At 61.9% G+C, this 25751-nt stretch carries 23 protein-coding genes; 7 read left to right on the plus strand and 16 right to left on the minus strand.

The window, feature by feature from the left end; translation table 11 throughout:
* Window positions 1-415: 415 nt before the first annotated feature.
* Together LKX83_RS30345 and LKX83_RS30350 are read left to right on the plus strand one after the other, a co-directional pair.
* Window positions 416-1357, plus strand: a complete 942-nt coding sequence (locus LKX83_RS30345) for an NAD(P)-dependent oxidoreductase (protein ID WP_227886746.1) — start codon at window positions 416-418, stop codon at window positions 1355-1357.
* A gap of 19 nt (window positions 1358-1376) precedes the next feature.
* Complete coding sequence (locus LKX83_RS30350) at window positions 1377-2351, plus strand: NAD(P)-dependent oxidoreductase (RefSeq protein ID WP_227886748.1); 975 nt, start codon at window positions 1377-1379, stop codon at window positions 2349-2351.
* Between the two features lie 41 nt (window positions 2352-2392).
* On the opposite strand, the gene LKX83_RS30355 is transcribed toward LKX83_RS30350, so the two are convergent.
* The 8 genes from LKX83_RS30355 to LKX83_RS30390 form a co-directional block, all read right to left on the minus strand.
* Entirely contained in the window at window positions 2393-2785 is a 393-nt protein-coding gene (locus tag LKX83_RS30355; RefSeq protein WP_227886751.1) for a MerR family transcriptional regulator, read from the minus strand.
* A gap of 201 nt (window positions 2786-2986) precedes the next feature.
* Window positions 2987-4573, minus strand: coding sequence for a helix-turn-helix domain-containing protein (locus LKX83_RS30360; RefSeq protein ID WP_227886752.1), 1587 nt, complete (start codon window positions 4571-4573; stop codon window positions 2987-2989).
* Complete coding sequence (locus LKX83_RS30365) at window positions 4548-6320, minus strand: sensor histidine kinase (protein WP_227886754.1); 1773 nt, start codon at window positions 6318-6320, stop codon at window positions 4548-4550. Before LKX83_RS30365 ends, LKX83_RS30360 begins: the two co-directional genes overlap by 26 nt.
* A 121-nt stretch (window positions 6321-6441) precedes the next feature.
* The gene (locus tag LKX83_RS30370; protein ID WP_227886755.1) at window positions 6442-7809 is read right to left on the minus strand and encodes an ABC transporter substrate-binding protein; all 1368 of its coding nucleotides are present in this window, start codon (window positions 7807-7809) and stop codon (window positions 6442-6444) included.
* 105 nt (window positions 7810-7914) lie between these two features.
* Window positions 7915-8748: a carbohydrate ABC transporter permease gene (locus LKX83_RS30375; protein ID WP_227886758.1), complete on the minus strand. Its 834-nt coding sequence runs from the start codon at window positions 8746-8748 to the stop codon at window positions 7915-7917.
* 12 nt (window positions 8749-8760) lie between these two features.
* Window positions 8761-9696: a carbohydrate ABC transporter permease gene (locus LKX83_RS30380; RefSeq protein ID WP_227886760.1), complete on the minus strand. Its 936-nt coding sequence runs from the start codon at window positions 9694-9696 to the stop codon at window positions 8761-8763.
* A 347-nt stretch (window positions 9697-10043) separates the two neighbouring features.
* The gene (locus tag LKX83_RS30385; RefSeq protein WP_227886763.1) at window positions 10044-11174 is read right to left on the minus strand and encodes an SGNH/GDSL hydrolase family protein; all 1131 of its coding nucleotides are present in this window, start codon (window positions 11172-11174) and stop codon (window positions 10044-10046) included.
* Window positions 11175-11237: 63 nt separating this feature from the next.
* Complete coding sequence (locus LKX83_RS30390; protein ID WP_255654997.1) at window positions 11238-11957, minus strand: N-acetylmannosamine-6-phosphate 2-epimerase; 720 nt, start codon at window positions 11955-11957, stop codon at window positions 11238-11240.
* 200 nt (window positions 11958-12157) lie between these two features.
* Between LKX83_RS30390 and LKX83_RS30395 the strand changes: the two genes are divergently transcribed.
* Window positions 12158-13774: a DUF4127 family protein gene (locus LKX83_RS30395; protein WP_227886765.1), complete on the plus strand. Its 1617-nt coding sequence runs from the start codon at window positions 12158-12160 to the stop codon at window positions 13772-13774.
* Between the two features lie 166 nt (window positions 13775-13940).
* Here the strand turns inward: LKX83_RS30395 and LKX83_RS30400 are convergent, their stop codons facing one another.
* From LKX83_RS30400 to LKX83_RS30415, 4 genes are all read right to left on the minus strand, one after another.
* Window positions 13941-14753 (minus strand): MBL fold metallo-hydrolase, encoded by an 813-nt coding sequence (locus LKX83_RS30400; RefSeq protein WP_227886767.1) that lies wholly within the window; start codon window positions 14751-14753, stop codon window positions 13941-13943.
* Window positions 14754-14911: 158 nt separating this feature from the next.
* Window positions 14912-15895 (minus strand): ROK family protein, encoded by a 984-nt coding sequence (locus tag LKX83_RS30405; protein ID WP_227886769.1) that lies wholly within the window; start codon window positions 15893-15895, stop codon window positions 14912-14914.
* 22 nt (window positions 15896-15917) lie between these two features.
* On the minus strand, window positions 15918-17486 hold the full coding sequence (locus tag LKX83_RS30410; protein WP_227886770.1) for an FAD-dependent oxidoreductase: 1569 nt from the start codon (window positions 17484-17486) through the stop codon (window positions 15918-15920).
* Between the two features lie 184 nt (window positions 17487-17670).
* A complete protein-coding gene (locus LKX83_RS30415; protein ID WP_227886773.1) occupies window positions 17671-18540 on the minus strand; it encodes a MurR/RpiR family transcriptional regulator in 870 nt (289 codons plus the stop codon).
* Window positions 18541-18772: 232 nt separating this feature from the next.
* On the opposite strand from LKX83_RS30415, the gene LKX83_RS30420 reads away from it, so the two are divergent.
* Entirely contained in the window at window positions 18773-19627 is an 855-nt protein-coding gene (locus LKX83_RS30420) for an alpha/beta hydrolase (RefSeq protein ID WP_227886775.1), read from the plus strand.
* A gap of 20 nt (window positions 19628-19647) precedes the next feature.
* On the opposite strand, the gene LKX83_RS30425 is transcribed toward LKX83_RS30420, so the two are convergent.
* Window positions 19648-19842, minus strand: a complete 195-nt coding sequence (locus tag LKX83_RS30425; protein ID WP_227886776.1) for a hypothetical protein — start codon at window positions 19840-19842, stop codon at window positions 19648-19650.
* Window positions 19843-20047: 205 nt separating this feature from the next.
* On the opposite strand from LKX83_RS30425, the gene LKX83_RS30430 reads away from it, so the two are divergent.
* A complete protein-coding gene (locus LKX83_RS30430) occupies window positions 20048-20581 on the plus strand; it encodes a hypothetical protein (RefSeq protein ID WP_227886778.1) in 534 nt (177 codons plus the stop codon).
* A gap of 16 nt (window positions 20582-20597) precedes the next feature.
* Here LKX83_RS30430 and LKX83_RS30435 read toward each other — a convergent pair whose 3' ends face one another.
* Window positions 20598-21527 carry a S66 peptidase family protein gene (locus LKX83_RS30435; RefSeq protein WP_227886792.1) on the minus strand — a complete coding sequence of 310 codons (930 nt, stop codon included), beginning with the start codon at window positions 21525-21527 and terminating at the stop codon, window positions 20598-20600.
* 162 nt (window positions 21528-21689) lie between these two features.
* On the opposite strand from LKX83_RS30435, the gene LKX83_RS30440 reads away from it, so the two are divergent.
* Both LKX83_RS30440 and LKX83_RS30445 read left to right on the plus strand, forming a co-directional pair.
* On the plus strand, window positions 21690-23204 hold the full coding sequence (locus LKX83_RS30440; protein WP_227886780.1) for an FAD-dependent oxidoreductase: 1515 nt from the start codon (window positions 21690-21692) through the stop codon (window positions 23202-23204).
* A gap of 87 nt (window positions 23205-23291) precedes the next feature.
* Window positions 23292-23525 carry a hypothetical protein gene (locus LKX83_RS30445; RefSeq protein ID WP_227886783.1) on the plus strand — a complete coding sequence of 78 codons (234 nt, stop codon included), beginning with the start codon at window positions 23292-23294 and terminating at the stop codon, window positions 23523-23525.
* Window positions 23526-23621: 96 nt separating this feature from the next.
* Here the strand turns inward: LKX83_RS30445 and LKX83_RS30450 are convergent, their stop codons facing one another.
* The gene (locus tag LKX83_RS30450; protein WP_227886786.1) at window positions 23622-24488 is read right to left on the minus strand and encodes a sugar phosphate isomerase/epimerase family protein; all 867 of its coding nucleotides are present in this window, start codon (window positions 24486-24488) and stop codon (window positions 23622-23624) included.
* Entirely contained in the window at window positions 24485-25471 is a 987-nt protein-coding gene (locus LKX83_RS30455; protein ID WP_227886787.1) for a Gfo/Idh/MocA family protein, read from the minus strand. Before LKX83_RS30455 ends, LKX83_RS30450 begins: the two co-directional genes overlap by 4 nt.
* Window positions 25472-25751: the final 280 nt, after the last annotated feature.

The raw sequence follows: 25751 nt of genomic DNA on the forward strand, positions 1-25751 counted from the left end.
GCAAACGGCTATGAGCGAGAAGATATACTGCTCTTGGGCTTCCGGTGTCCGGTTAGACGAGCATGAGCAGTAAAATCTACCGCTCTCGGCTCATCCCGGCCACGCAAACGGCTATGAGCGAGAAGATATACTGCTCTTGGGCTTCCGGTGTCCGGTTAAGCGAGCATGTGCAGTAAAATCTACCGCTCTCGGGCCATCCTAGCCATGCAAACGGCTTTGAGCAAATATTCGGCCCTCTTGAGCGCTCTTGCACCGGCTAGACGTCCATGTGCATCTAGTGTTACCGTTCAAGGCTCCCGACCCTCAGCCAAATCTACCTCCCCTTCCTTTCGCGGCGATCTCAATTCGTTGTTGACTTTGACACTAGTGTCAAACTTTACAATGGGGGGACGAATCCACGAAGGAGGTGTCTCTCATGACTTATCTCAATCCCGATCAACCGGCCGGCGTGCCGCAAACGCCCGTGACGATCGTCGGCCTCGGTCCGATGGGCCAAGCCCTAGCGGGCGCATTCCTCCGGAACGGTCACCCGACGACCGTCTGGAACCGCACCGCCTCCAAAGCCGACGCGCTCGCGGCCCAAGGGGCCATTCGCGCGGCCGATATCGCTAGCGCCGTCTCCGCCAGTCCGCTCGTCATCGTCTGCGTGCTGGACTACGATGCCGTGCACGCGATCCTCGAACCCGCAGCCGAGCCATTGCAAAGCCGCACGCTCGTGAATCTCACCGCCGACACGCCCGATCGCGCCCGCCGGACGGCGGAATGGGCGGCCTCCCACGGCATCGCGTACCTCGACGGAGCGATCATGACGCCCACGCCGACCATCGGGACGCCGGCCGCCTCCGTCTTGTACAGCGGTCCCGCCGACGTCTACGAAGGCGTCCTTCCCGCGCTGGCGAGCATCGGCGGATCCGCTTCGTATCTCGGGAGCGATCCGGGACGGGTGGCGGCCCACGACGTGGCGCTGCTGGATCTGTTCTGGACGACGATGAGCGGATACGTCCACGCCCTGGCGCTGGCCCGTACCGAAGGCATCGCGGCCCGGGATTTCGCCGTTCACGCCCAGGGGATCGCCCGAATCCTGCCTCCTATTATCGACGCGTTCGCGGCGCAGGCCGACGCCGGCGAATATCCCGGCGACGCCTCCAATCTGCGCTCCGCCGCCGCGGGCATGGAGCATATTCTCCACGCTTCCAGCCGTCACGGCCTCGACGTCGGCGTGCTGAGCGCCGCCCGCGCGATCGCGCGGCGGGCGATCGACGCCGGATACGCGGAAGACAGTTTCGCCCGGTTGGCGGACGTGATCGGCAAGCCTTCGGCCTCAGCTCCGCTGCCCACAACCCTAAAGCAACCCTAAAAAAGGAGTGTTTCCGACCATGGAACAAGAACTTCAACATCGCCGACCGACCCAAAGCCAAGAAGCCGATGCGGGCGGGAGCGGCCGCTCCGAAGCTCCCCCGGCTCCGGTAACCGTCGTCGGTCTGGGCAAGATGGGCAAGGCGTTGACCTCCGCCCTCCTGAAGCAGGGGCACCCCGTAACAGTCTGGAATCGGTCCGCCGGCCGAGCCGACGAAATGGTCCGTCAAGGCGCGACAGCCGCCACCGGCATCGATGCGGCGATATCGGCCAGCCCCTTGATCATCGTCTGCGTGACCGATTATGCCGGCGCGCACGGGATTCTCGCACCTTTCGGTCCGCTGCTGGCCGGCCGTACGCTGGTCAACTTGTCCAACGGCACCCCCGAGCAAGCCCGCCGAATGGCGGAATGGGCGGCCGCGCTCGGCGCCGACTACGTAGACGGAGGCATCATGGCGATCCCGCCGATGATCTCCCGTCCGGAAGCGCTGATTCTGTACAGCGGATCGGAGCGCGCATTCGAGCGGCACCGGCGCGCGTTCGACGCCTTCGGCACCTCCATGTACCTGGGCGGCGATCCCGGCTTGGCGCCTCTTTTCGACTTGGCGCTGCTCAGCGCGATGTACGGCATGTTCGGCGGCTACTTCCACGCGCTGGCCATGGTCGGTGCGGACAACGTCCCGGCCGTCGATTTTACCCGGCTCGTCATTCCTTGGCTGCATGCCATGATCGCCGGTTTCCCGCGTATGGCCGAATCGGTCGACTCCGGGGATCATGCGACCGATATTTCCAGCCTGGACATCAACGACGTCGGCTTCGACAACCTGATCGAAGCCAGCCGAGGCCAGGGCGTCCGCCTCGACCTGGTCGCCCCCCTGCAGGCGCTCGTCCGGCGCGGCGTGGCCGAAGGGTACAGCTCCGACGGCTTGTCTCGCTTGGCGGTGCTGTTGCGCCAGCCCGCGGAGCCGGAGGCGGACGCGGAAAAGCCCGCCTAAAACGCCGAAAGCCCGTTCCTCCTCGGAACGGGCTTTCTCGGCTATTGGGGGTTGGCGACCAAGCGCTCGCGCTGTCCCTTCATCTCGCTGATCCTTGTTTCCAGCCGACGCTGAACAGAGGCCATCGTCCGAATCTGCCCGTCCAGCTCCTCCCACTTCTCCTCATAGAGTTTCAGCATCTCGTCGCAGAATTCGTACAGGTCCGGCCGAGGGTCCGGCTCTGCGGGATGGCAGTTCAAGAGCTCCGCGATTTCGTCCGTCGTCAGACCCAGCTCCAGATAGATGCGGATCGTCCGGACCCGCTCGATCGCCGCTACGTCAAACGCCCGATAGTCGTTGTCCAGCCGGACCGAGGTAAGCAATTTCTTTTTCTCGTAATGCCGGATGGACCGGGCGCTGACGCCGGTCGCCTTGGACAGCTCGCTGATCTTCAACGTTCGATCTCCTCCTTTCGTTCCCGGAGGGAACGCCTTTTGGGATGCCTCTAGTTTAACATGATGTAAAGGCTTTCGAAACCGGACGCCCCCTCCGCTTGCCTTCCGTCCACGCGAAATCCCCTAAGCTCGGCAAAACGGCGGGAAGCTTAAACGCCTCCCGCCCTGTCGGCCGCATCCTATCTGATCAACGCCCCGCGGTCAGCCGATCCGCCCGGGCGCGATGCCGAAGTGCTGCTTGAACAGCTTGATAAAGTAGCTCTTGTTGTCGTAGCCGAGCGAGAACGCGGCTTCTTCCACGGACTTGCCGGAATCGCCGAGGAGGGCCATCGCTTTCTCCATCTTCAACCGGTTCACGAACTCGATGAAGTTCTCCCCGGTCTCCTTCTTGAACAACCGGCTGAAGTAGCTCGGATTGAGATGCAGAAATTCCGCCGCTTCCTCGAGCGTGATTTTCCGATTCAGGTGCAGCCGAATATAATTCTGGGCTTCTAGGATCTCGGTCTTTTTGCTCTTGTTGGCGATTCGGCCGACCTGGGAAACGGCGTCGGCCAGGAAGCGGGCCAGCCATTCCCGCAGTTCGCCGACGTGCGTCAGACGTCCGATCTCCTGCTGCAGCTTTTCCTTGTCGTACGCGATGCCCGGCCGCAGCTTCAGCAGCAGATCTAGGGCCAGCTTCCAGACGAGCTGCTTGACGTGGGAAGGCTGGAACCGCCGCTCCCCGACGAAGCCGATGAACGCGTCGACCGCCGGTCCGACGTCCTCGTTGGCCTCTAGCAGCAGCCGGTTGAACCGCTCCGCGTAGTCGAAATGATAGACGAACGGGTCTTCCCGGTTGTCCTCCCGCCGAAGCTCCGACCTCTTGATCACCGTCGGTCCCTCGACATAGAACAACCGCTCTCCCGCTTCCTGCAATTCCGCCAGTTGGCGCTTCAGCTCCGCCCCGCCGACGGCTTCCTCTCCGATCACGGCCGAGTAAGGCAGCTTCAGGACGCCGGCGAACGCCCGCTGCAGGCGCTTCGCCGCGGCCGCCGCATGCTCGTAAGGGTTGCGCGCCAGGTCTTTCTTGTAGGCGTACAGCAAATAAAACGAACTGCCCGCATACCCCACGAACAGCATATCCGGCTCCTCGCGCAGCAGCTCCTCGGCTGCATTCTCCGCGATGAACTTGACGGCCTCCTCCTGCCGGTAGCGAACGAGCGCCTCCTGATACCGGTGTGCGCGGAACAGCACCGGAAGGCTGCAGCCCAGCTTCGTATTCAGCCCGAACGACCGGAGCGGCTCCAGCACGGTCGAATCGTCCGCGAAAGGCGCGGACAGCACCCCTCTCAACCACTGCTCCTTCGCGGCCGACTTGCTTTTGTTCGCCTGCGCGTGAAGGCGGTCGACTTCGATCCGCAGCCGCGCGTCTTCCTCGATCTTGCCTTTGACTCTTAGGACCATCTCCGCGATGCCTTCCGGCGTCAGCGTCTCCTTGAGGATGTAGTCCTGCACGCCTAGCTGCACGGCCTGCTGGGCATAGTGGAATTCGTCGTGGCAGGACAGGATGGCGAATCGGCTCTTCGCCCCTTCGGACTGCAAGCGGCGGATGAAGCTTAATCCGTCCAGGCCGGGCATCCCGATATCGGTTATGATCAGATCGGGATAAGTCCCTTGGCACGCTTCAAACGCGTCCAACGCGTCCGCATGCGTCCCCGCCAGCTCGAAGCCAAGGCTCTCCCACGGTACGAGCCGCCTTAGAAATTCCAGTACCGCCACGTCGTCATCCACTAAGATGGCTTTGTACATGGGAATGCTCCTCCCTGCCCTGAAGCGGGATTTTCAGGATGATTTTCGAGCCCTCGCCGGGCGCGCTTGCGATGTCCATCTCGAACAGGCTTCCGTAAATGATCTGCAGCCTTTCCTTGACGTTCTTCAAGCCGATGCCCGACATCGGGCCGCCGCTCTTCCATCGGGCTACCGCGTCTTCATCCATGCCGACCCCGTCGTCGCGGATTTCGATGCAAAGCGTCTGCTGCTGATTCCATGCCGTGATGGCGATCTCCCCCTGCTTTTGGCGAAGGCCGTGAATATACGCATTCTCCACCAACGGCTGCAGCGTGAACCTCGGGATCGCCGCCAGCAGCGTATCCGAAGCGAGATTGACGGTCAGCGCGGCGTTCTCGTGATGACGGAAGTTCATCAGCTGCATGTAGTGCTCCACGGTGGACACTTCCTCGTGCAGCGGGACGAACTCGTTGTTGCGGTTGATCGTCATGCGGAGCAGCGTGGACAGCGAGCCGATCATCCCGCCAATCTCCTCTTCGCCCTTCAGGATCAATTGCATGCGGATGGAATTCAGCGTATTGAACAGAAAGTGCGGATTGATCTGCGCCTGCAGCAGCTCGAGCTCGGCCATCCGCTTGCGGGTCTGCTCCTCCTTGACCTGCACGATCATATCCTGAATGCGATCGAGCATGCGGTCGAACGCCATGCCCAGGAATCCGACTTCGTGACGGCCCCTGACGCCGGAACGTTCGTCGAGGAAGCCTTTCTCGACTTTGCTGGCCGTCCTCGCGAGCCGCATGACCGGCTTGGTCCATTGATTGAGGAAATACAGCAGCAGCATGGCGAACAACAGAAAAAACGCGATTTGCAGCACGAAAGTTCGGTTGAACATGCTGCCGATTTTGCTGGTAACGCCGGCATAAGGCGTCATGCTGAGCAGGCTCCATCCGGCGAAAGGCAAGGCGTGGCCGACCGTCAAATACGCGGCGCCGTTCCATTCGGATCGGTCGTACCGGCCTTCGGGCGGAGCCGGAACCGGCGCGGAGGCGCCGATCTGCGCCGGGTCGGTATGGGAGACGACCGTGCCGGATTTGTCGAGCAGCATCAACACCGGATCGCCTTCGTAACGGGAGAAGATTTGCCGGAACTGAATCTCAGGCTTGCTAAGGATCATGTAGGCGCTTACGCCATTGTTGTACAGCTGGAATTTGCGAATGATCGTGACGACGTCCGGATATTTGTCCGCGTCCGAGCGGACGTAGTTCGGCTGCGTGCCGAGCCACCGCGTCGTGTTGCTCGGCTCGGACGCCATCTCCTTCAGCCATTGCTGGTCGTACATGAAGTTCAGGCTGTTGTCGTAGGTGGAATAGTTGGTAAAGTAAAGGCCGTTCGGCAAGAGGATCGTCACGTACGTCTGGCCGCCGAAAAAGGTGATGCGGTCCAGCTTCTCGGACACGTGGCGAAAGGAGAAGAAGTCGACCCGGCCGGTCCCCTCCTGCTTGTATTTGTTCCAGGCGACCCGCAAGTCCGTGATCGTCTCGCTGTCGTACTGGATCGAATTGAAAGCGTTCACCATATCCTGCATGATATTGGACGTGTACAGCTCTGCCACTTCCAGCGCCTGTTCCGCCTTTTCCACCGCTTTGGACTTCAGCTCGTTTTTGGCGTACAAGCCGAGAAGGATGAGGGTGAGGACCGTAGGGACGACGAGGCAGAGCAGCGACATCAGGATCAGCTTCTGCCTCCAGCTTATTAACGGCAATCGCAACCGCTCCGCCTCCCATCGCATTCGAATGATGCATGTCCCTTGTCCGGTCAGGGCCGTTCGCGCTTATAGACGGAAAAGGGGATGCCGCCCGGGCATCCTCCCCCTCATTATAAAATTCGCTTTACTTGTTTGCATCAATCATTTTCTGCAAATTCGTCTTGATATTGGCGATCGTCGCGTCGATGTCGGTTTTGCCGAGCATATACTGGTCCGCCTCGGCGATGTAGGCCTTTTCGAGATCGCCCGCGTAGGACACGGTGATCGGCGGCGTAGGCAGCTTCGTCACGCTCAGGACGTTGATCAGCGAAGCCTTGTCGATCTTGTCCGGCGATTGCGTGGCGGATACGATCTGATCGACTTCTTTGGTGATGTCGGCTTTTTTCCAGGCCGAGAACTGATGGGTCAGCGCCATGCCTTCCGTCGAGAGATAGCGCAGGAAGCGATAGGCCTCGTCCTTATGTTTGGAATGGGAAGAGATGACGAGCGGATCGGCGCCGCCGAAAGAGTAGATCTCATCGCCCGCCGCGTTGGTCGGCCATGGCGCGAAGGCGGACACGAACGTCGCCGGAATCTTGTCCGTACCGCCCGCTTCCGCTACCATCCATGGGCCGGTCGGGAGCATGGCGGCTTTTTGTTGGAAAAATTGATTGCGGTAAGGAATCTTCTGCGTGATGACGTCCTGGTAAGGCGTCGCCGATCGGTCTGTCTTCTCCATCTCGTAGCGCAGCTCCAGCGACTGCTTCATCAGCGGATCGTCGGCGTTCAGCGTCGCCCCGTCGTCCTTCATGATGCCTTGATCCCGGGGAGCGCTGTACATTTTCAACAGGAAGTAATCCTTCCATTCATGGAAGTGCGCGCCGTACGTCTTGTTCGGACCTTCGCCTTTGGTCAGCTTTTTGGCGTATTCGCGGAATTCGTCCCACGTCCAGCTCTTCGGCACCTCGAGTTTCGCCGCGTCGAGCTGCTCCTTGTTCAGCAGGATCATCCACGGGCCGAATTTGCCGGGCAGCGAATAACGCTTGCCGTCCAGCTTTTGCTGCTCCGCTTTGTACTCGTCCTCGTATTTGACGCCTTCCTTGGCCAGGTAGTCGTCCAGCGGTTCGAGCATCCCGTTCGCTGCCCGCTGGGCAAAGGCCGGCGCTGAATTCAGCGTGAAGACGTCGAAGGCGTCGTCCGAAGCGTACATCAAATCGATTTTCTTGATCGTTTCGTTCGAATCGTTCTCGACGAGCGGCATGTATTCGACCTTGATATCGGGGTTCGCTTGCTGGAAGGCATCGATGGCGGGCTGATAGACGGACGCCTTCTCCCAGCCGAGAAACTGGATCGTGACGGGCGCCTTGGCAGCCGAAGCGCCGGCGCTCGGTTTCGCGCCGTCTTCCGTCTTGGGAGGCGACGCGTCTTCGTTTCCGGAATTGCTCCCGCAACCAGCAAGCAGACTCGCCGTCAGCAGCGTGGCCGAAGCGGCCGACAACCATTTCTTATTCATGTTTCAACCTCCCGGTTTCATGTGCATCTCTTTTTAAGCAATCTAAACGTACCACGTTCGTCTTTCGCGTCGGAATTTTCTATTTTGACTAATTCGGAATTATTTTTACCCTTTTACGCCGCCCATCGCGATTCCCTCAATCACCTGCTTTTGACCGACGATAAAGATCAGGATCAGCGGCAAAATCGCCGATACGGTGCCGGCCATGATGAGCGAGTAGTATACCCCGCTCTCCGAAGCGAACTTTTGGATGCCGAGCTGAATCGTGGCCAGCCGGTCGCTGCGCAAAAAGATAAGCGGGTTCGCGTAGTCGTTCCAGGTCCAGATGAACCGAAGGATGGCATACGTCGCAAGCGCGGGTTTCACCAGCGGAATCGCGATCCGCAGGAAAATGCGGGCGTGTCCCGCGCCGTCCAGCTTGGCCGCCTCCAGGTAGTCCTTGTGGAGGCCCAGGAAAAATTGCCGGAGCATAAAGGTGCCCAAAGCGCTGAACGAGCCGATCAGGATGAGTCCCAGGTGGCTGTCGAACAGCTTCAGCCAGCGAAAAATCATGAACTGCGGCACGATAATCGAATAGCTAGGCACCATAAACGTCATGAGCACCAAGAGGAACATCGCGTTTTTGCCCTTGAAGTCCACGTGCGAAAAGCCGTAGGCCGCCATGCTGGACACCGCGACGGAGAGCAGCGTCGTCAGGAGGCTCACCTTGATCGTGTTCCAGTAGTAGACCCCGAAAGGATGCTCCCCGGACCAGACCTCGCGATAATTCTCATAGACGTTCCAATGCTTGGGGATCCACTCGATCGGATAATTGAATACGTCGATTTCCGGTTTGAAGGACGCCGAGATCATCCATGCGAACGGCAAGACGAAAGCGATGCCCGCCAGGAGCATGACGAGCGTTGCCGCCCATCTGATTCCTTTTCTCTGCTTATCCATAAGTCACCCCGATCAGTAGTTAACCCATTTCTTTTGTCCGTACATTTGGAAAAGCGTGATCAAAAGGACGAACCCGAACAAGATCAAAGCCATGGAAGACGCGTAGCCGGTCTTCAAGTTTTCGAAAGCGGTCGTGTACAGGTAATAGGTCACGACGGACGTCGAGTAAGCCGGTCTCCCTTCGGTCAGCACCTTGATGATGTCAAACGCCTTGAAGGAGCTGATAAAGCCCGTGACGAGCAGGAAAAACGTCGTTGGCGACACCATGGGAAACGTAATTTTGGAAAATCGGGTCCAAGTACCGGCCCCGTCGATATCCGCCGATTCGTACAGATCCTTCGGGATCGACTGCAGCGCCGCCAAGTAGACGATCAGGCAAAATCCGATGCCGACCCACACCATAATGGCCATGACGGACGGCAGGGCGTAGCGGATGTCCGCCAGCCAAGTCGGCGGGTTGCTCACGCCGATCGCGCGCAGGAATTGGTTGATCGGGCCGTATGAAGGCTGGAACAGCAGCTGAAAGCAGATGGAAACGGCGACGATGCTCGAAATGTAAGGCAGGAAAAAGACGATTTTGAAGAAGCTTTTGAAATAAACCAGCTTATCAATGATCGCTGCGAGGGCGAGGGAAATGATCAATTGGATCGGAACGACCAGCAGCAGGATCAGATTGTTCTTTAAAGAAACGAGAAAGACGCGGTCATCAACAAGCCGGGCAAAGTTTTTGAACCCTGTCCATTTGAGTTTGTCGACGCCCGCGATGAAGCTCCAATCCGCGAAGCTGAGAAGGAACGTGATGATCGTCGGAATAACCGTAAGCACCGTCAGGCCGAGCAGCATCGGTCCGATAAACAGGTAGCCCGACAGCGTCTCCTTGCGCTTGGCGGCAGACCGGGTACGCGCCGCCCGGTCGCGCGGAGCCGTCTTCGTAATCTTGTTGTCCATCGCTTGCACCCCATCCAAGGTATTGTCTTCGGTACATTCATCCTAACGAAGATCGGGAGAGGGAATAAGAAATGAAAATGACCGATTTGAAAATATTTTTACTTTTCTCCGCGACGAAGCCGGGGGAGATCCCCCGGCTTCTGTTGGTTTTATTATTGTTTTGCGTACAATTGCGGCATGACATACAAGCCTAGTTCCGACGCGACTTGTCTTCGGATAGCAACTCCTGCGTGTTGTAGCAGTTTTACGCAACCGCCGCGCCTTCATGTAGGAGTCCTGGACTCCTTCTTTCGCTCATTTGGCCCGGCACAATCGCATGCTAAGAAGCAGGGGCCATCCCTCAGTCATCATGGATGACTTTCGGGACAGCCCCTTATATGTTGCCGGATCGCCGGCGCCAGCCCTTCCGCCATCCGTGCGAAGCCCAGATCGGTCGGGTGGATGCCGTCCACCGTGCACTCGTGATAATCCATTCCTAGCAGCTCGCCGCCGTCGAAAAACGAGATGCGTTCGTCGCCTCGGTCTCGACAGGCATTCACCGTCCCGATCTGGATCGACTTGCGCAGCAGCCGCAGCTCCCGCAGCTCGCGATCGTACGTCTCCCGGGCGAAACGGATCTGGGAGACGACGAGAATCGGCACGTCCGGGTGATCTTCCCGATAGATCCGGATGAACGCCGGCAGCGTTTCCCGGAATCGCTCGGGGCTCACGCAGTTCGCCTCGTAATCGAGCACGAGCAGCCCGGGATCGGGCACCGCGGCGACGAGACGGGCCACCTCGGCCTCTCCTTTGCCGCTGCCGGAAAAGCCTAGGTTGACGAATTCGGCGTCGATCCGCCGGCTAAGGATGTTCGGATAGGCCATGCCCGGTCGGGTTGCGCATCCGCCCTGCGTGATCGAAGTACCATAGATGACGATCTTCCGGTCAAAGACATAAGGAGGAGGCGCGTGCACGGCCGCGTCGCGGTCCAGGCCGATGCGAACCTCCTCGACGCCTTGGTACAGCGGGAAGATCAGCGTTACGTCGCGCATCTCCCGCGCCAGCCCTTCGAACATCGCAAAGGAGTACGATGTCTGCGTATGATCGTACTTGGCCGTATTGCAGTAGACTTGGCGTCCCGGCGGCCCCAAGTAGCAGTCGAAGCCGCATTGCCCCGTCGCGGGCATGTGGTTCATGTTCGCCGGGCCGCTTAGGCGGACCTGGACGGTGAGAGCCGACGAATCGGTCCGAAAGACGATCTGCCCGCCGGCCGTATGGTTCGCGAGCTCGTCGACGGCAGGCGGGATCGGATGGTCGGGGCGACGGGGCAGCCGGCGGTAGACGCCTTCTTCCGCCAGCCAGGGAAATCCGGCCAGGCGGAACGGCGCCTCCCGGGGATCATGCCATGCGAGCGGCTTCTCGCCGATCTCCGGCCCGATCGCGGCGATCGCTTCCCGTTCGGATGCTTGCTCGCGCGTTTCATCCGCCTTCTTTGGCATCGGACGTCTCCTCCTTCTTGCGGCTGGCCGCCCGTCCGCGCTTCGGAGCGGACGAGCCGGTTCTCAGGCCCGATCCGCCTGCAGCGCGCCGCGAATGGCCCGAACGAAACGCTTGGTGATCTCTTGAGGCCTCGTAATGGCCGTGCCGACGACGACGGCGTGCGCGCCGCTTCTCAGGCAGGCGACGCATTCCTCCGGCGTCCAGATGCGCCCTTCGGCGAGCACCGGCGTACGCCCGAGCTCGGCGAGGCGCGCGACCAGGGCAATGTCCGGCCGCTCCTGCTGCGGGCTGTAAGGGGTGTAGCCCGACAAGGTCGTGGACACCAGATCGATGCCCAGCGCCATCGCCGCCACACCTTCCTCGAAGGTCGAAACGTCCGCGACCAGACGGAGCCGTGGATAGGCCCGCCGGATGGCGGCGACGAACGCTTCGAGCGTCTCGCCGTTCGGACGCGGCTGGCGCGTCGCGTCGAAGGCCAGCAGATCCGCCCCCGCCTCCGCAATCTCGCGGATTTCCCGCATGGTGGGCGTAATATATACCTCCGACCCGGGATAGTTCTTCTTAAACAGTCCGATGACCGGCAGCTTGCATTTGCGCTTGATCGAGGCGATATCGACCGGCGTATTGGCGCGGATCGCGACGGCTCCGCCTTCCTCCGCCGCGGCTGCCATAGCCGCCATCACCTCGGCTCCGTAGAGCGGCTCCTCCTCCAGCGCCTGACAGGAGACGATGAACCCGCCCTTTAAACTTGCCACTAAGGAATCCTCCACGATCTCACCCATTTTGTTATTGGAATCTTTTTTTATTTCCATATTTTTTTACGGATATTACCTCCAGATAAGTTTGGTTTCATTATAGCAATTTGGCGAGTTTTGGGAAAGATATTTATTTCTTTTCATTAATTTTTTGTGGAGTTTATATTCAAAACCTGTGCTATACTGAAGCCGAATGACTCCATTATCGATCTCGGGAGGAATCTCCGATGTCCGCAATCGTCTATCTTCCGTTGGACGAACGCCCCTGCAATGCCGCTTATCCGGTACGGATCGCGGCCGCTACGGATGTCCGCGTCATCGCGCCGCCTGCCGCCCTGCTGGGCGCGAAAAAAATGCCAGCCGACACCGAAGCGCTCGCCGAATGGTTGCTGACGCAAGCGGCCGAAGCCGACCGCTTCATCGTTTCGCTGGACATGCTCGTCTATGGCGGCATCGTTCCTTCGCGTTTGCATGCGCTTTCCGAAGAACGGTGCCGGGAACGGCTAGAAACCCTCCGGACGTGCAAGGCACGCCATCCCGGCTTGCGGATCCACGCCTTCAACCTCATCATGCGCGCCCCGGCCTACAGCAGCAGCGACGAGGAGCCGGACTATTATGCCGAATTCGGCGCCGAGCTGGCGCGGATCGGGGCGCTGCGGGATCAGTTGACGCGGGACGGCCCGAATGTGGAGGCGAGCGCCGAGCTGGACGCGTTGACGGCGCGCGTGCCCGCGGCTGTGCTGCGCGACTTCACCGACCGCCGGCGGGTCAACACGGCGGTCAACCGAATGGCGATCGAGCTCGTGCAGGCGGGCGTCATCGACTTTTTGCTCATCCCGCTCGACGACAACGCCAAATACGGCTACTCGTCCGCCGAGCAGCGCCAGCTTCTGTTGCAGGTCGAGTCGCTCGGCCTGCTGGACCGCGTCCACCTGTACCCGGGCGCGGACGAGATCGGATGCACCCTGTTCGCGCGCGCCTTCTGCGATCTCAAGGGCTATCAGCCCGAGATCTACGTCCGGCACTCGTCGACTTCGGGACCTTTCTCCATCCCGAAGTACGAGGACCGTTCGCTCGGCGAAAGCCTGAAAGCGCAAATCCATGCAGCCGGCGGCTTCATCGGGGACCATGCGTCCGAAGCGGACTTCGTTCTCATGGTCAACTCCCCTCCCGTGGGGCAGCGCGATATGGCCGAGACGACGATGGCGCTTGGGGACCGTCATGCCTCGTACTTCTCCGAGGTCAATCTCCGCGAATTCGCCGAAGCGATCGCGCGCTACGCCGGCAAAGGCCGCATGGTCGCCCTGGCCGACGTCGCGACTTGCAACGGCTCGGACGAGCCGTTGCTGAAGCTGCTGTCCGCGCGGGGCCTGCTGCCGAAGCTCGCGGCCTACGCCGGATGGAACACGTCCGGCAACACGCTCGGCACCGTCATCGCGCACGCGATCGTGGAATCGTATTATCGCGGGGCGGGAAATAGAACCTCGGACGGAGCGGCCGGACCGCTCGAGGCGGAGCGGGAAGCGGAACGCGCGCGCAACAGCGAGGCGTTTTACGTGTCGCGCCTGCTCGAGGATTGGGGCTACCAGGCCCGCGTGCGCGCCGATGTCGCGTGGAACCACTTGGCGGTGCTTGGTGGCAACTATTTCGACGTAGCCAAGATCCACGACGAGATCTCGGAGCTCGTGCGTGCGAAGCTGCTGGCGTTCGCGGACGCGTACCTTGGGGATCTCGACCCGTCCCGCTTCCGTCTCGAAGACGTCCATATGCCGTGGAAGCGCATGTTCGAGGTCGGCTTCGAGCTGCGGCTCGCGGGGGAGCGGCTGGAGAAGGTGGAGGCTTAGAGTCGGGGTGTTCCCCGGCAGTTGGCTGGCTGGAGATCGTCGATTTATCGATGATCTTCCGGGCCGGAGGGCGCTCCGGCGGGGCGTTAGCCGATTTTTTCGATGATCTCGCCTGCTCTCTAAAGCAAAAGAGACCGTCCGAGAGGAAGAGGACGGTCTCTTTTTGCTAGATGTCCAATACCATGCCGTCGTAGGCGACGATGACGCCTTCGGGCTCCAAGATGCGGGTCAAGTCGTCATGCAGCAGCCCGATATTGTGCGAGAAGTGGGTCGCCACCGTACGGGCGCCCTCCTTGAGCATGCCGCCGTCCCGCATGCGTTTGCGAATATCGAGAACCGCCGGGATGTTCAGGTGACCGCCGGTGAACGGCAGATTGCCGTTCGTGCAGTCCAGAATCGCGAGGTCGAGCCGCTGGGTGGCAAGCCAGGCCCACGTCTCCTCCGGCAGCAGTCCCGTATCGTGCCCGTAAAAAAGCGTTTTGCCGCCCTTCTCGATCAAGTACAGCAAACACGTTTCCTCCGGATCGTGATTGGCGGGAAGCGCCGTGACGCTGGCGTCGCCCGTATCGACCGTCTCGAACGGTACCATCCGCCGGATCGCGACGCGCTCGTCGCCCGGCCGCCCGATCGCTTCCCGGCATCGGCGCACGACGCCGTCATGGCCGTAGACGCGCAGCGGATGTTCGACGCCGTGCGCATAGCCCGGCAGCCGCATTTCCAGCTCCTCCGCCCGCAAATGGTCGGAGTGGGTATGCGTGACGAACAGGTCCGTCACCGCGCCCAGGTCAAGCCCGTCCCGCAGCACGTGCAATAGCGTATCCGGCGGCAAATCGATCTTCAGCGTTCCGTCGACGATCACGGAGCTCCGCGTGCGGATATCGCGCCCTCCGCGGGCGCGCGCTTCCGCGCACGTCGCGCAGCGGCAGAACATCCCCGGAAAGCCCTCGGCCGCCGCGGTTCCGAGAAAATGCACCTTCATCCCCGTTCCTCCTCGTCTTCGTGCGTTTCGTCTCTTCAGGCATGCAGTATGGACTCATTGACTTCCTACTCAGCCTTGCCCTTGCCTGCTCTACCCTGCCCTGGCTCGACAAGCCTGCCTACCTTGCCTTGCCAGCCCTGTCCTAGCCACCCCATGCCTTATACCGCTCCAACCGCGCTCTCGTCTTCCCGATCGTCACCATAGTGCCAGATCTGAGCCGCTGCCCCGATCACGCCGGCGTCCGCGCCGACATAGGCCGGCAGCAGCCGGCAGGCGTCCCGCATCGCGGCCGACGTTCGCCGACGCACTTGCGTCTCCAGCGCCGCGAAAAACGGCTCCCCCGCTTCCGCGACGCCCCCGCCGACGATGACGGCCTCGGGATTGAACATATGGATGTAGCCCGCGATCGCCGCCCCAAGCGCCCGGAGCGCACGATCCATCACCTGCCCCGCGAGCGGCTCCCCCGCCAGCCAGGCGGCGATGATGTCGCGCGACGCCGGCTCCCAGCCGGGCGCCGGACGGCCCTCGTCCCGCGCGGCCGCCAGCGCATCGCGGCCGAGACGGGAAATCCCGGAGCCGGAGGCGTACAGCTCGACGCAGCCGTTGTTGCCGCAGCTACAGAGCGGCCCCTCGAAGTCGACCGAGACGTGCCCGAGCTCGCCCGCGCCGCCGAACGCCCCGCGCACGAGCTGCCCGCCTTCGACCATCGCGCCGCCGATCCCGGTCCCCAGCGCGATGCAGACGAAGCTGCCGCAGCTGCGGCCGGCGCCGTATACCTTCTCCGCGACGGCGACCACGTTGACGTCGTTGTCGATGCGCACCGGCAGGCCGAATCGCGCTTCGACGAGACGCTTGACCGGCGTCCCCGCCCAGCCTGGCAGCAGATCGCTGGCGTAGACGACCTCGCCCGACCGACAATCGATCTGCCCGGCGCTCCCGATGCCGACACCCGCAGGCCGGCCTGCCTGCCGCATCTCCTCGCGCGTCCGGTCGATTCCGGCCAGCACCTTGTCCATCAGCTGCGCCGGTCCCCGGCTTGCCTCGGTCGGCACCTGATGCCGACACAGCACCGTGCCGTCCTGTGCTACCGCCGCGAATTGAATTTTCGTCCCGCCGATATCCACGCCTATGGCGAATGTCATGGCCATGGTTCCCCCTCATTCCCTATACTGGCAGATCGTCCGGCCAATGCCGCTCGATGCCTTCGGCGTCCAGCAACGCCAGGTACGCCTGCAGATGCGCCGGATCGTCCCGCACAGTACGCGGCGCGATCCCGTTCGCCACGGCGTAGGCCGCGAGATAGCCCGCCGACTCCCCGATGTTCCACTCCGTCGGATGCAGGCGGTAGCAGCCGTTCGCGATCTGCGTCGTGCCGATGTTTTTGCAGGCGGGCAGCAGGTTGCGCAGACGCACGGGCAGCAGCGCGCCGAGCGGAATCTCGTACGGATACGTCGGGATGTAGAACATCCGGTTCGTGCGGGTCGTCGGATGAAGATCGAGATGATAGCTGCCGACGCCTACGCTGTCCTCGTACCGCCGGATGCCGCGTTCGCCGCGCAGCTCCTTGCTAACGTCGCGCTCCGTCACCGTTTGCAGCGCCCGAATGCGGCGGGACTCGCGGATATACGGCTGCTTGGCGAGCCCGTCCGCGGTGCCGAGCACGTCCGGCCGCAGGCGCAGGCCGGGATATCCCCGGCCGCCATCCGGCCGCGGCGCTTCGGTCTGCAGCCAGTAGAGCAGGGAGAGGCTGAGCTGCCGCGCGCCCTCCAGATGCCGAGCCCGTTCGGGTGCCGGAACGCCGTAGATCGGGCCAAGGAAATAATCGTTCTGGCTCCAATTCACGAGCGTGACGTCGCTGTCGTACAAGCCTCCCGCGAACTGCGCCGCGTCCGCGATGCGCCGATAGGTCCAAAGGACGACCGCCGAAACGCCGTCGGGAAAAAGAACCGACCGCCGTTCGCCGCTGCCGTTCGCATCGGGAATGATCCAGTCCAGCAGCGGCGTCCGGGAGAAGCCAGGGACGAAGCTTCGCCAGAATGCGTACTGTTCGGGCTTCGGAATCGTAAAGTCGCCGCCCGGGCAGTAGTCGAGCGCGAAAACGTGGGTGATCGACTGCATATCCAGCGGATCCGCGATCTCCGGCGCATGCGGCTCGCCCGTCTCGCCGCGGGCTTCGGCGCCCGTCACGTGCTCCGCTCCCGCGAGGGGCAGCAGATCGCCGCACTCGGTCGCGTCCAGGTAGCAGCCGCCCACCAACTTGATCGTCGCGCCGTCGCTTGTTCGGTGAACGGCCACCTCCTGGATGGCGTCTTCATGTACCGCGGCGCCGACCGGCTTGCACCCGTACAGGACGGCGATGCGGCCGCTGGCGACGAAGGGAGCGAGCATATCCTCCAGCACGCGGACCGCGACGCGCGGCTCGTGGCAAAGCCGGCTGACCCAGCCATTGCCGGGATTGAGCAGCGGATTCGCGCGGGCCTCCTTCGTCAGCGGATAGTTGTCCCGGTAATAGCGGCGGACCCGCTCCCGAAACTCCCGGTATGTACGGGTGCAGCCGAACCGTTCGATCCAGGGGTGCTCGTCGGGCGGCACCGCCTGCGTCGTGAGCTGGCCGCCGAGCCAATCCGTCTCCTCCGTCAGGATGACGCGAAGGCCCGCCTTCGCGGCTGCAAGCGCTGCCATACAACCGCCCAAGCCGCCGCCCAGCACGACGATGTCCGCGACCTTTTTCATCCGTACCCCTCCCGTTCGCGTTTCGCTTCCAATTCGCCTTTATACTAGCACAGACTGAATTTTTACTCCACTATTATATTTCTGAAAGAATATAATATCCGATCACTCGTCCACGTCCTCTATTTGTTTTCGCAAACGCAAAAAAAACGGCCCCGAGGGACCGTTTTCCCGACCGTCGACCGATCTAATAAAGCTTGTCCGCGACGGAGCGCGCCGTCTTCTCCAACGCGTCTTCGGACGATTCCAGCTTCAAGGAGATCAGCGTCGTCAAAATATTGAGTAGATGAATCTGCGAGAACTTCGTAGACAGCGCCCCGCCCTCCGTCGGCATTTCGCGGGAAGGCACGAGCAGGACGTTGTCCGCGTAAGCGGCGATCGGCGACCGCAGATGGCTCGTCAGACAGACGACGACGGCGCCGTTTTTCTTCGCTTCCTTCACGGCGTCTACCAGATCGCGGGTGCTCCCGGACGTCGAGATGCCGAAGACGAGGTCGCCTTTCTTCACGAGCGCGGCCGACATCGCGATAATGTGCGAATCCCGGTGCGCCTCGACATTCACGCCGATCCGCATAAGCCGGTAATGAAGGTCCAGCGCGGTAATGCCCGAGGTGCCCACCCCGTAGACGAAGATGCGATCGGCGGCGATCATCTGGTCCACCGCCTGCTTCAGTTGGTCTACGTTCACCAGGTCGAGCGTATTTTTGAGCAAAATCTCGTGCTTCATCGTCACCTTGCGGGCGATGGTCATGACGTCGTCTTCCTCGGTAATCTCCATATTGGAGACGGACGGCGGCCGATCTACCAGATCCTGCGCGACCGACAGCTTGAACTCGTGAAAGCCCCGGAATCCGAGCTTGCGGCAAAATCGGATGACCGACGTCTCGCCGACGCCCGCGATCTCCGACAAATCCGTGACCGTGGCGAGCACCGCTTCCTCCGGATTGCTTTTCACGACGTCGGCGACTTTTTTCTCCGCTTTGGTGAGGGAGGAATAAATGCTGGAGATCATCAGCAGCGTATTGGATTGATGCAGCTTCGGACCTACTCTGGCCATGCGGATCACTCGTTTCTTCTGAATCTGTTCTAGTTACAGAATAGATGATCCGAGAGTGCTTGACAAGCCGAATGCGACAGCGCGATTCGCTATCCTCTCGAAAAATGGAGAAAGGCTCCGCCCGGGCGGCGATCCGAAGCGTCAAAGCGCTTGTAAGCCGGCGACCGTAGCGGTATGCTGAGACCATAGAAACAAAAGGCGCCGAAAGCGGCGACAAGGAGGGGCGGGCGAGATGGCCTATCGGTCATTCGAGTGGAAAAGCGCGGACGGCATCCTGATGCAGGGAGGCGAGTGGCGGGCCGAGACGGACGCGCCGCCGCGGGCGGTCGTCGTCCTCGTGCACGGCATGGGCGAACACATGGGCCGCTACCATCACGTGGGGGAAATGTTTGCGGACGAGGGCTATGCGGTCCTCGGCTTCGATCAGCGCGGCCACGGCCGAACGGCGGGCAAGCGCGGCCATACGCCGACGTTCGACGCCTTGCTGGAAGGCATCGACTGGGTGCGGGACGAAGCCAGGCGTCTGTACCCCGACGCCCCCGTCTTCCTCTACGGCCACAGCATGGGCGGCAACGTGACGCTGAACTACTTGCTGCGGCGCCAGCCCGATGTAGCGGGCGCGGTCATCAGCGGCCCGTGGCTTCGGCTCGCGTTTTCCCCGCCGCAGCTGCAGGTCGTGCTCGGACGCGTCGTCGAGCGGCTCTATCCGAGCTTTACGAACACGCGGCCGCTGAACGTCGATTACCTGACGACCGACCCGGAGATGGCCAAAATGTACAGGTCGGACCCGCTCGGTCACAGCCAAATTACGGCCGCTTTCTTCTTCGGAGTGCAGCGCGCCGGCCTCTGGGCGATCCGGCATGCCGGCGAGCTGCGGGCCCCCGTCCTCCTCATGCACGGCGGCCGCGACCGGGTCACGTCCATTCAGGCCAGCCGGGAATTCGCGAATGCCGCGGGGCCGATATGCGCCTTCAAGGAATGGCCCGGCTACAACCACGAGCTGCACAACGAGCTGGGGCGCGAGGACGTATTCGCCTTCGTGCGCCAATGGCTGAACGATCGTCAGGCAGCGGCGTCTCCCCGGTGATGCTTGCCCGGACGGATCCTCTACTCCAATCGGCTGCGCCTCGGCGCGCAGCCGTACAGCACCGCCACCGACAGCAAGATCAGCACGAACGGCCACTTGGCGACGGCCAGTCCTTGATCCTCCCGCACATGCGTCAGCCAGGCTCCCGCCCTCAGCACGGCAAGCACGCCGACCAGCACGAACACGATACGCATCCGCTTCACGAACGATTTCATCGCATGTCCCCCTCGAACGGTCGATTTCTATCAGTCGTTTATCGATAAATAAATGATAGAAAACCTACGGCCCGATGTCAATTGCGCGCACGGCTCCTCCTGCTCATTCCTCTTTCTTTCTCGTCGCGGCTCCTCGTTTAGCATGTCCCCAGTTTGGCTAAGAAAGGGTAAAGCTTCCATCCGCACCCGAGAAAGGGGATACCCGATGAGAAAAACGATCTATTTGATCGCCATTCTATGCCTCGCCCTGCTCCCGATGGGGACCGCTTCCGTCGCGGACCGTCAGCCCGTCGCCTTGGCGGAGAGACCCGATCGCGAAGCCTCGGACGCCGGTTCCTCCTATCCTGCTCTCATCGACAAAATCTTCACTAAGGACGGCACGACCTACGTGACGATCGACTATATCCAGTGGTATCAAGGCGAAGAAGCCAATCGCGTCTTCCGCGAGCGGGAGCGGGATCCCGACATGACCGAAGCGCCCGACGGCTACTACATCGTCAATGACGACCCTGCCCTGCACACTTACCCGGTCCGGGAGACAGCCGAGGTGCTGATGCAAATTTACAACCGGTCGGGCAGCTGGGAAGACGCGGATCTGCAGCCCGACGAACGAATATCCTTGCGCAAATTCCGTTCCCTGTTCACCAAGAACGACGAAGACGTCATGAAGTCCTACCCTTATCACATCACGGTCGCGGACGGCAAGGTCGTCAAGATCGTACAGCAATTCATTCCATGAATCCGATCGTGCGCGGCTATATCCGATAATGCACGGCCGGTTCCAGCAGCGTCAGCGTCCCCTGGTCGGCGTCGAGCTGCACGTACGCGCCGATCGGGATCGCGACCTTGTACTTGCCGTGTCCGGAGGCGAGACCGGTCAGCAGCGGCTTGCCGAGCGGCACGATAAAGTCGTTGATGAGGTCCTCGTACGACTTGCCGTAGGCGTCCGGACAGTTGGTGCATTCGCCCATGACGATGCCGGCGCAGGCGTCCAGCTTGCCGGCCAGCTTGAGTTGCTCGACGTAGCGGTAGACGGTATTGACCGGTTCGTGCGTCTCTTCGAGCAACAGGATCTTGCCGGTCGTATCGGCTTCGAACGGCGTGCCCAGCGAGCCGACCAGCGACGTCAGATTGCCTCCGACGGCAGGCCCCGCCGCTTTCCCCGCGACGCGCGGAACGAGCGGCATGTCCGGCGGGTTCGCGATCGGGCGGGGGACGACAAGCGAGGAGGTCGCCGTGAAAAACTGCTCGAAGTTGTAAGCCGGCGTATCGGGCTTGAAGTCGATCAGCAGCAGGCTGTGCAGCGTGACGAGATCGGACAGCTGGGCGAGCGCGACGAGCAGGACCGTGATGTCGCTGTAGCCCGTCACGATTTTCGGGTGGTAGCGGATGAAGTCGTAGTCCAAATAGGGCAATATCCCTTCCACGCCCACCCCGCCGCGGACCGGGAGGATGAGCCGTACGTCGTCGTTCGCGAACATGCGCATCAGATCCTCGGCCCGCTCCCGATCGCTGCCCGCAAGATACCCGTTGCTGTCGTATACGTGCTGCCCCAGGACAACGTTCAGTCCCATGCGCTGCAGATAAGCCAGCCTGGCATTGATCGTCTCTTCCGCCAGCGGACTGCCGAGCGTGACGATGCCGACCGTATCCCCTCTTACGAGCGCGCGCGGCTTGATCGCCAACGATACCGCCTCCGTTCTCATGGAATAACCGCTCCTATCAAGTTATGCCGTCCGGAGAAGCGCTAGCATCACCCCCGCAGGGATTCGCGTATGGCCGTATGTTTTGACGGAGAGATAGAAAAGATGGTGAGGAAAAGAACGAACCATCCTAGGAGGACGCCCATGCGCTTGCCCGAATATCCCCAATCCTACTGGTTAGCGACTTCAAAGCCCCCGACCTTTGAGCCTTTGCCTAAGGATATCGAGACGGACTTCGCCGTCGTCGGCGGCGGGATCGCCGGCCTCACGACCGCCTATCTGCTCGCCAAGGAAGGCCGGCGCGTCGCGCTGCTCACGGCGAACAAGCTGTTCAGCGGCACGACCGGCTACACGACGGCCAAAATTACGGCGCAGCACGACCTGATCTACGACGAATATATCCAGCATTTCGGCGAAGAGAAAGCCCGGCTGTATTACGAGGCGAACCGGGACGGCGGCGCGTTCATCGCGAATGTCGTGCGGGAGAATGCCATCGATTGCGACTACGCGGAGGAAGACGCCTACGTCTACGCCGCCGAAGAAGCGAATTTGGCCAAGCTGAGCAAGGAGCACGCCGCGTATGCGCGTCTCGGCATCCCCGGCGAATACGTCGACGGGATTCCGCTCCCCGTCCCTGCCAAAGGCGCCGTCGTCATGAAAGGGCAGGCCCGCTTTCATCCGCTTCCCTACCTGTCTTTTCTGGCGGCGGAAATCGTCCGTCTGGGGGGACGCATCTACGAGGATACGACCGCGAACAAGTTCGCGGAGGAAGACGGCCGCGCCCGCATCTCCACCCATCGGGGCCATTCGGTCGTCTGCGACGCGGTCGCCGCTTGCTCGCACTTTCCTTTCTTCGACAACGGCTTCTACTTCGCGCGGCTTCATGCCGAAAGCTCCTACGTCCTCGCGGTGAAATCCGACTACGACTATCCGGGCGGCATGTACATCGGCGCCGACGAGCCGAAACGGTCGATCCGCAGCGTTTCCTACGGCGGCGAAAGGCTGCTGCTCGTTGGCGGCGAATCGCACAAGACCGGCCAAGGCGAAAATACGATCAAGCATTACGAGGCACTGGAGGCTTTTGCGGCCGACGCGCTCGGCGCCCGGGAGATCCGCTATCGCTGGTCCACGCATGACTTCGCCACCCTCGACAACCTCCCCTATATCGGGCAGGCGACGCCCGGCAGCGAGCGGCTGTTCGTGGCGACCGGATTCCGCAAGTGGGGGATGACGACCGGCACCGTCGCGGGGCATCTGCTGCGCGATCTGATGCTCGGCCGGGATACCCGCTATGCCGAGCTGTACGGTCCTGCCCGCTTCGAGGCGGACCCAGGCGTCAAGACGTTCGTGCAGCAAAACGCGGACGTCGCCTACCACCTCGTCAAAGGCAAGCTGGAATGGCTCGGCAAGCAACCCGAGGACCTCGGGCCCGACGAAGGCGCCGCGGTCCGCATCCTCGGGCATCGGGCGGGGGCCTATCGGGACCCGGAAGGCCAACTCCACCTTGTCGATACAACCTGCACCCACATGGGATGCGAGGTGTCCTGGAACGAAGGCGATAGGACCTGGGATTGCCCGTGCCACGCGTCCCGTTTCGACTATCGCGGCGAAGTGGTGAAAGGTCCCGCCAAAAAGGCGCTGAAACGGATCGAATCGTAACGGGGGCGCCCTGCCCGCGGCGGATGCTTGTTTCAGACGAAGCCCGAACGGGGAATAGTCGGCAAACGCACGGAGGAGGGACAGACCATGAACGAATTCGAGCGGCCCGCCGATCTCGAGCCTTCGGACGAGCGTCGGCCCCGCGCCAAGCGCGACCACCCGGAGCAGTACCCGACCGACGAGGAAAGCCTCTTCGATCGCTTCCTTAGCGAACGCCACGTCGATCCGATCCCGGTGGAGGACTTGCGCCTCGCCCAGGAGGACGAGCGCCACCCGGAAAAGACGAAGCGGGACTCGTCGAGCGAGCGCAAATACGAGTGAACCCTAAGCAGAAGCACCCTCCGGCAGTTGTCGCCGGAGGGTGCTTTTGTTGTTGTCGACGCATGCCGGCGCCGGATGGGCGCCTGCCGTTCCTTCTTAGAAAAAGCGCGCGAGGTGGGCGGCCGCTTCCGCGATGCCTTTCCGCTCCGCCTCCAACGTCCCCCAGAAGTAGTGGTCCTCCAGCTCGATGCTGATCCCGCCCCGGTAGCCGCTGCGGGCGAGTCCGCCAGCCACCTGCTCCCAATCCACCAGGCCGTGTCCCGGGATCGTGTAGCGCCACGAGCCCTCGGAGAAGCCGTATTTCGCGCCGAACGTCGCCGGCAGATGCCCGCTCTCGTACAGCTCTTCCGCCAGAATGGCCGTATCCTTGCCGTGGCAGTGGGTGACGCGGGAGCCAAACTCGTCCAGCGCCCGCAGGTAGTCGATACCGAGCCGCACCAGGTGCGACGGATCGTAGTTCAAGCCGAAGTGGCGCGACGGGATCGCCTCGAACATCGCCCGCCACGTCTCCGGCGTGCAGCCAAGCGTCGGATAATACGGCGCCGGCCCCGGCCAGCCCTCGATGGCGATATAGACGCCGTTTTGTTCCGCTTGCCGCACGACGTCCGGGAACGTTTCCTTCCAGATGGCGAACGCTTCGCTCCGGGGAAGCGACAGATCTTCCGGTACGAGACACATGAAGAGGATTGTGCCGCCGAGTTCGGCGATCTGCGCGATATGCTGCCGGGTCGCGTCTACGGCCTGGAGCCGCCGCCCTTCGTCCCGGCTCAGCAGCGCCGCCGCGTTCGTCGCGTCGACCGAGCCGATGCCGACCCCTGCGGCCGCGCAAGCGTCTCGCACCGCGGGCGTCAACTCGGGCACGTCCAGGAAGTTCAGACCCGCCTGCTTGGCCCAGCCCGCGACGCTCTCGATCCCTTCGCCGCCCATCCAGGGCGGAATCCGCATGCCGATCGGCAGACTCACGGCTTCACCTCGCCAGTCGCCGGAATCGGCGAATAGCCTGCCGCCTTGTAGACGGACTCGGAGAACCGGACGACCTGCAGGGCGAACTCGCCCGTCACCTGGACGGGGATGCGGCCGGCGATCGCGTCGATGAAGCTCTTGTCCTGATTAGTCGTCTGCTGCGGGAGCTCCGGCACGATCGGCTCCTCGCGAAGCCGACGCAGGGTGATCTTGCCGTTGTCGTAAAAGATGCCGCCCGTCTCGCCGCAGAAGATATACGTCTCATGCCAGCAAGGCGACCATCCGACCAGGTTCAGCCCGGCCAGGACGTCGCCTTCGAAGCGGATCGTCGTAAAGGAGTCGATCTCGACGGGCGTATGGCGCTTCGAGAGCGACGCCTGGATTTCGAGCGGCTTCAGGCCCGTCGTCCAGAGCAGGACGTCGATAATGTGGCTGCCCGAGTCCATGAGGAATCCGCCGCCGGACAGCGCGGGGTTTTGCCGCCACGACCCCTCCGTGCCCTGCCCCCATTCCTGGTAAAGGGAAGCGGTTACGGATGTCAGCTTGCCGATCTCCCCGCGCGCGATTGCATCGCGAATGTACAGAAATTCAGGTTGGAAGTGCCGTTGATAGGAGACCTGGAGCACTCTGCCCGCCTGTTCGGCTTGGACGATCAGCTTCTCAGCCTCTTCGGATGAACAGGTCATCGGCTTTTCAATCAGGACGTGCAGTCCCCGCTGCAGCGCCGCCGAGGCTTGCTCGTAATGCATCGTATGCGGCGAGCACAGCACGACGGCGTCCAGCTCCGCCTGCGCCAGCATCTCTTCGTAATCGGCGAACTGCGCCGTCTCTCCGAGGCCAAAGGTTTCGACGAACCGCGCGCGGTTCGCTTCGCTAGGATCCGCTATGGCGCGAATCTCGACTTCCGTCAGTTCAAGCAACTGTCTGCCATGCCAATGCGCGATGCCGCCGGTACCGATCATGCCTACTCGAATGCTGCTCATGTACCCGTATCCCTCCCGGATGGTTTTGGTGCTTGCAGGAATGGAAGTGTTCCTTGTCCATTCTATTCGAACCCCGTTTGGAAATCCCTGCTCCCATCGGGGAGTTTTTTTGGAGATTTGAAACGGAAACCGCGTACGGCAAAAAATCGAAACCGCCCCTTCGCGGGGCGGGACGGCCGGTCCGCGCGCTGCCGGCGCCGCTTTGGCCGGATGTACGATATCCGCGCGATCGGCGTCATCCAGGGCGAATGTATGGATCTCCGAGCGATCGGCGTCATCC

This window comes from Cohnella baijiui, assembly GCF_020731285.1.
Taxonomy (GTDB): Bacteria; Bacillota; Bacilli; order Paenibacillales; family Paenibacillaceae; genus Cohnella.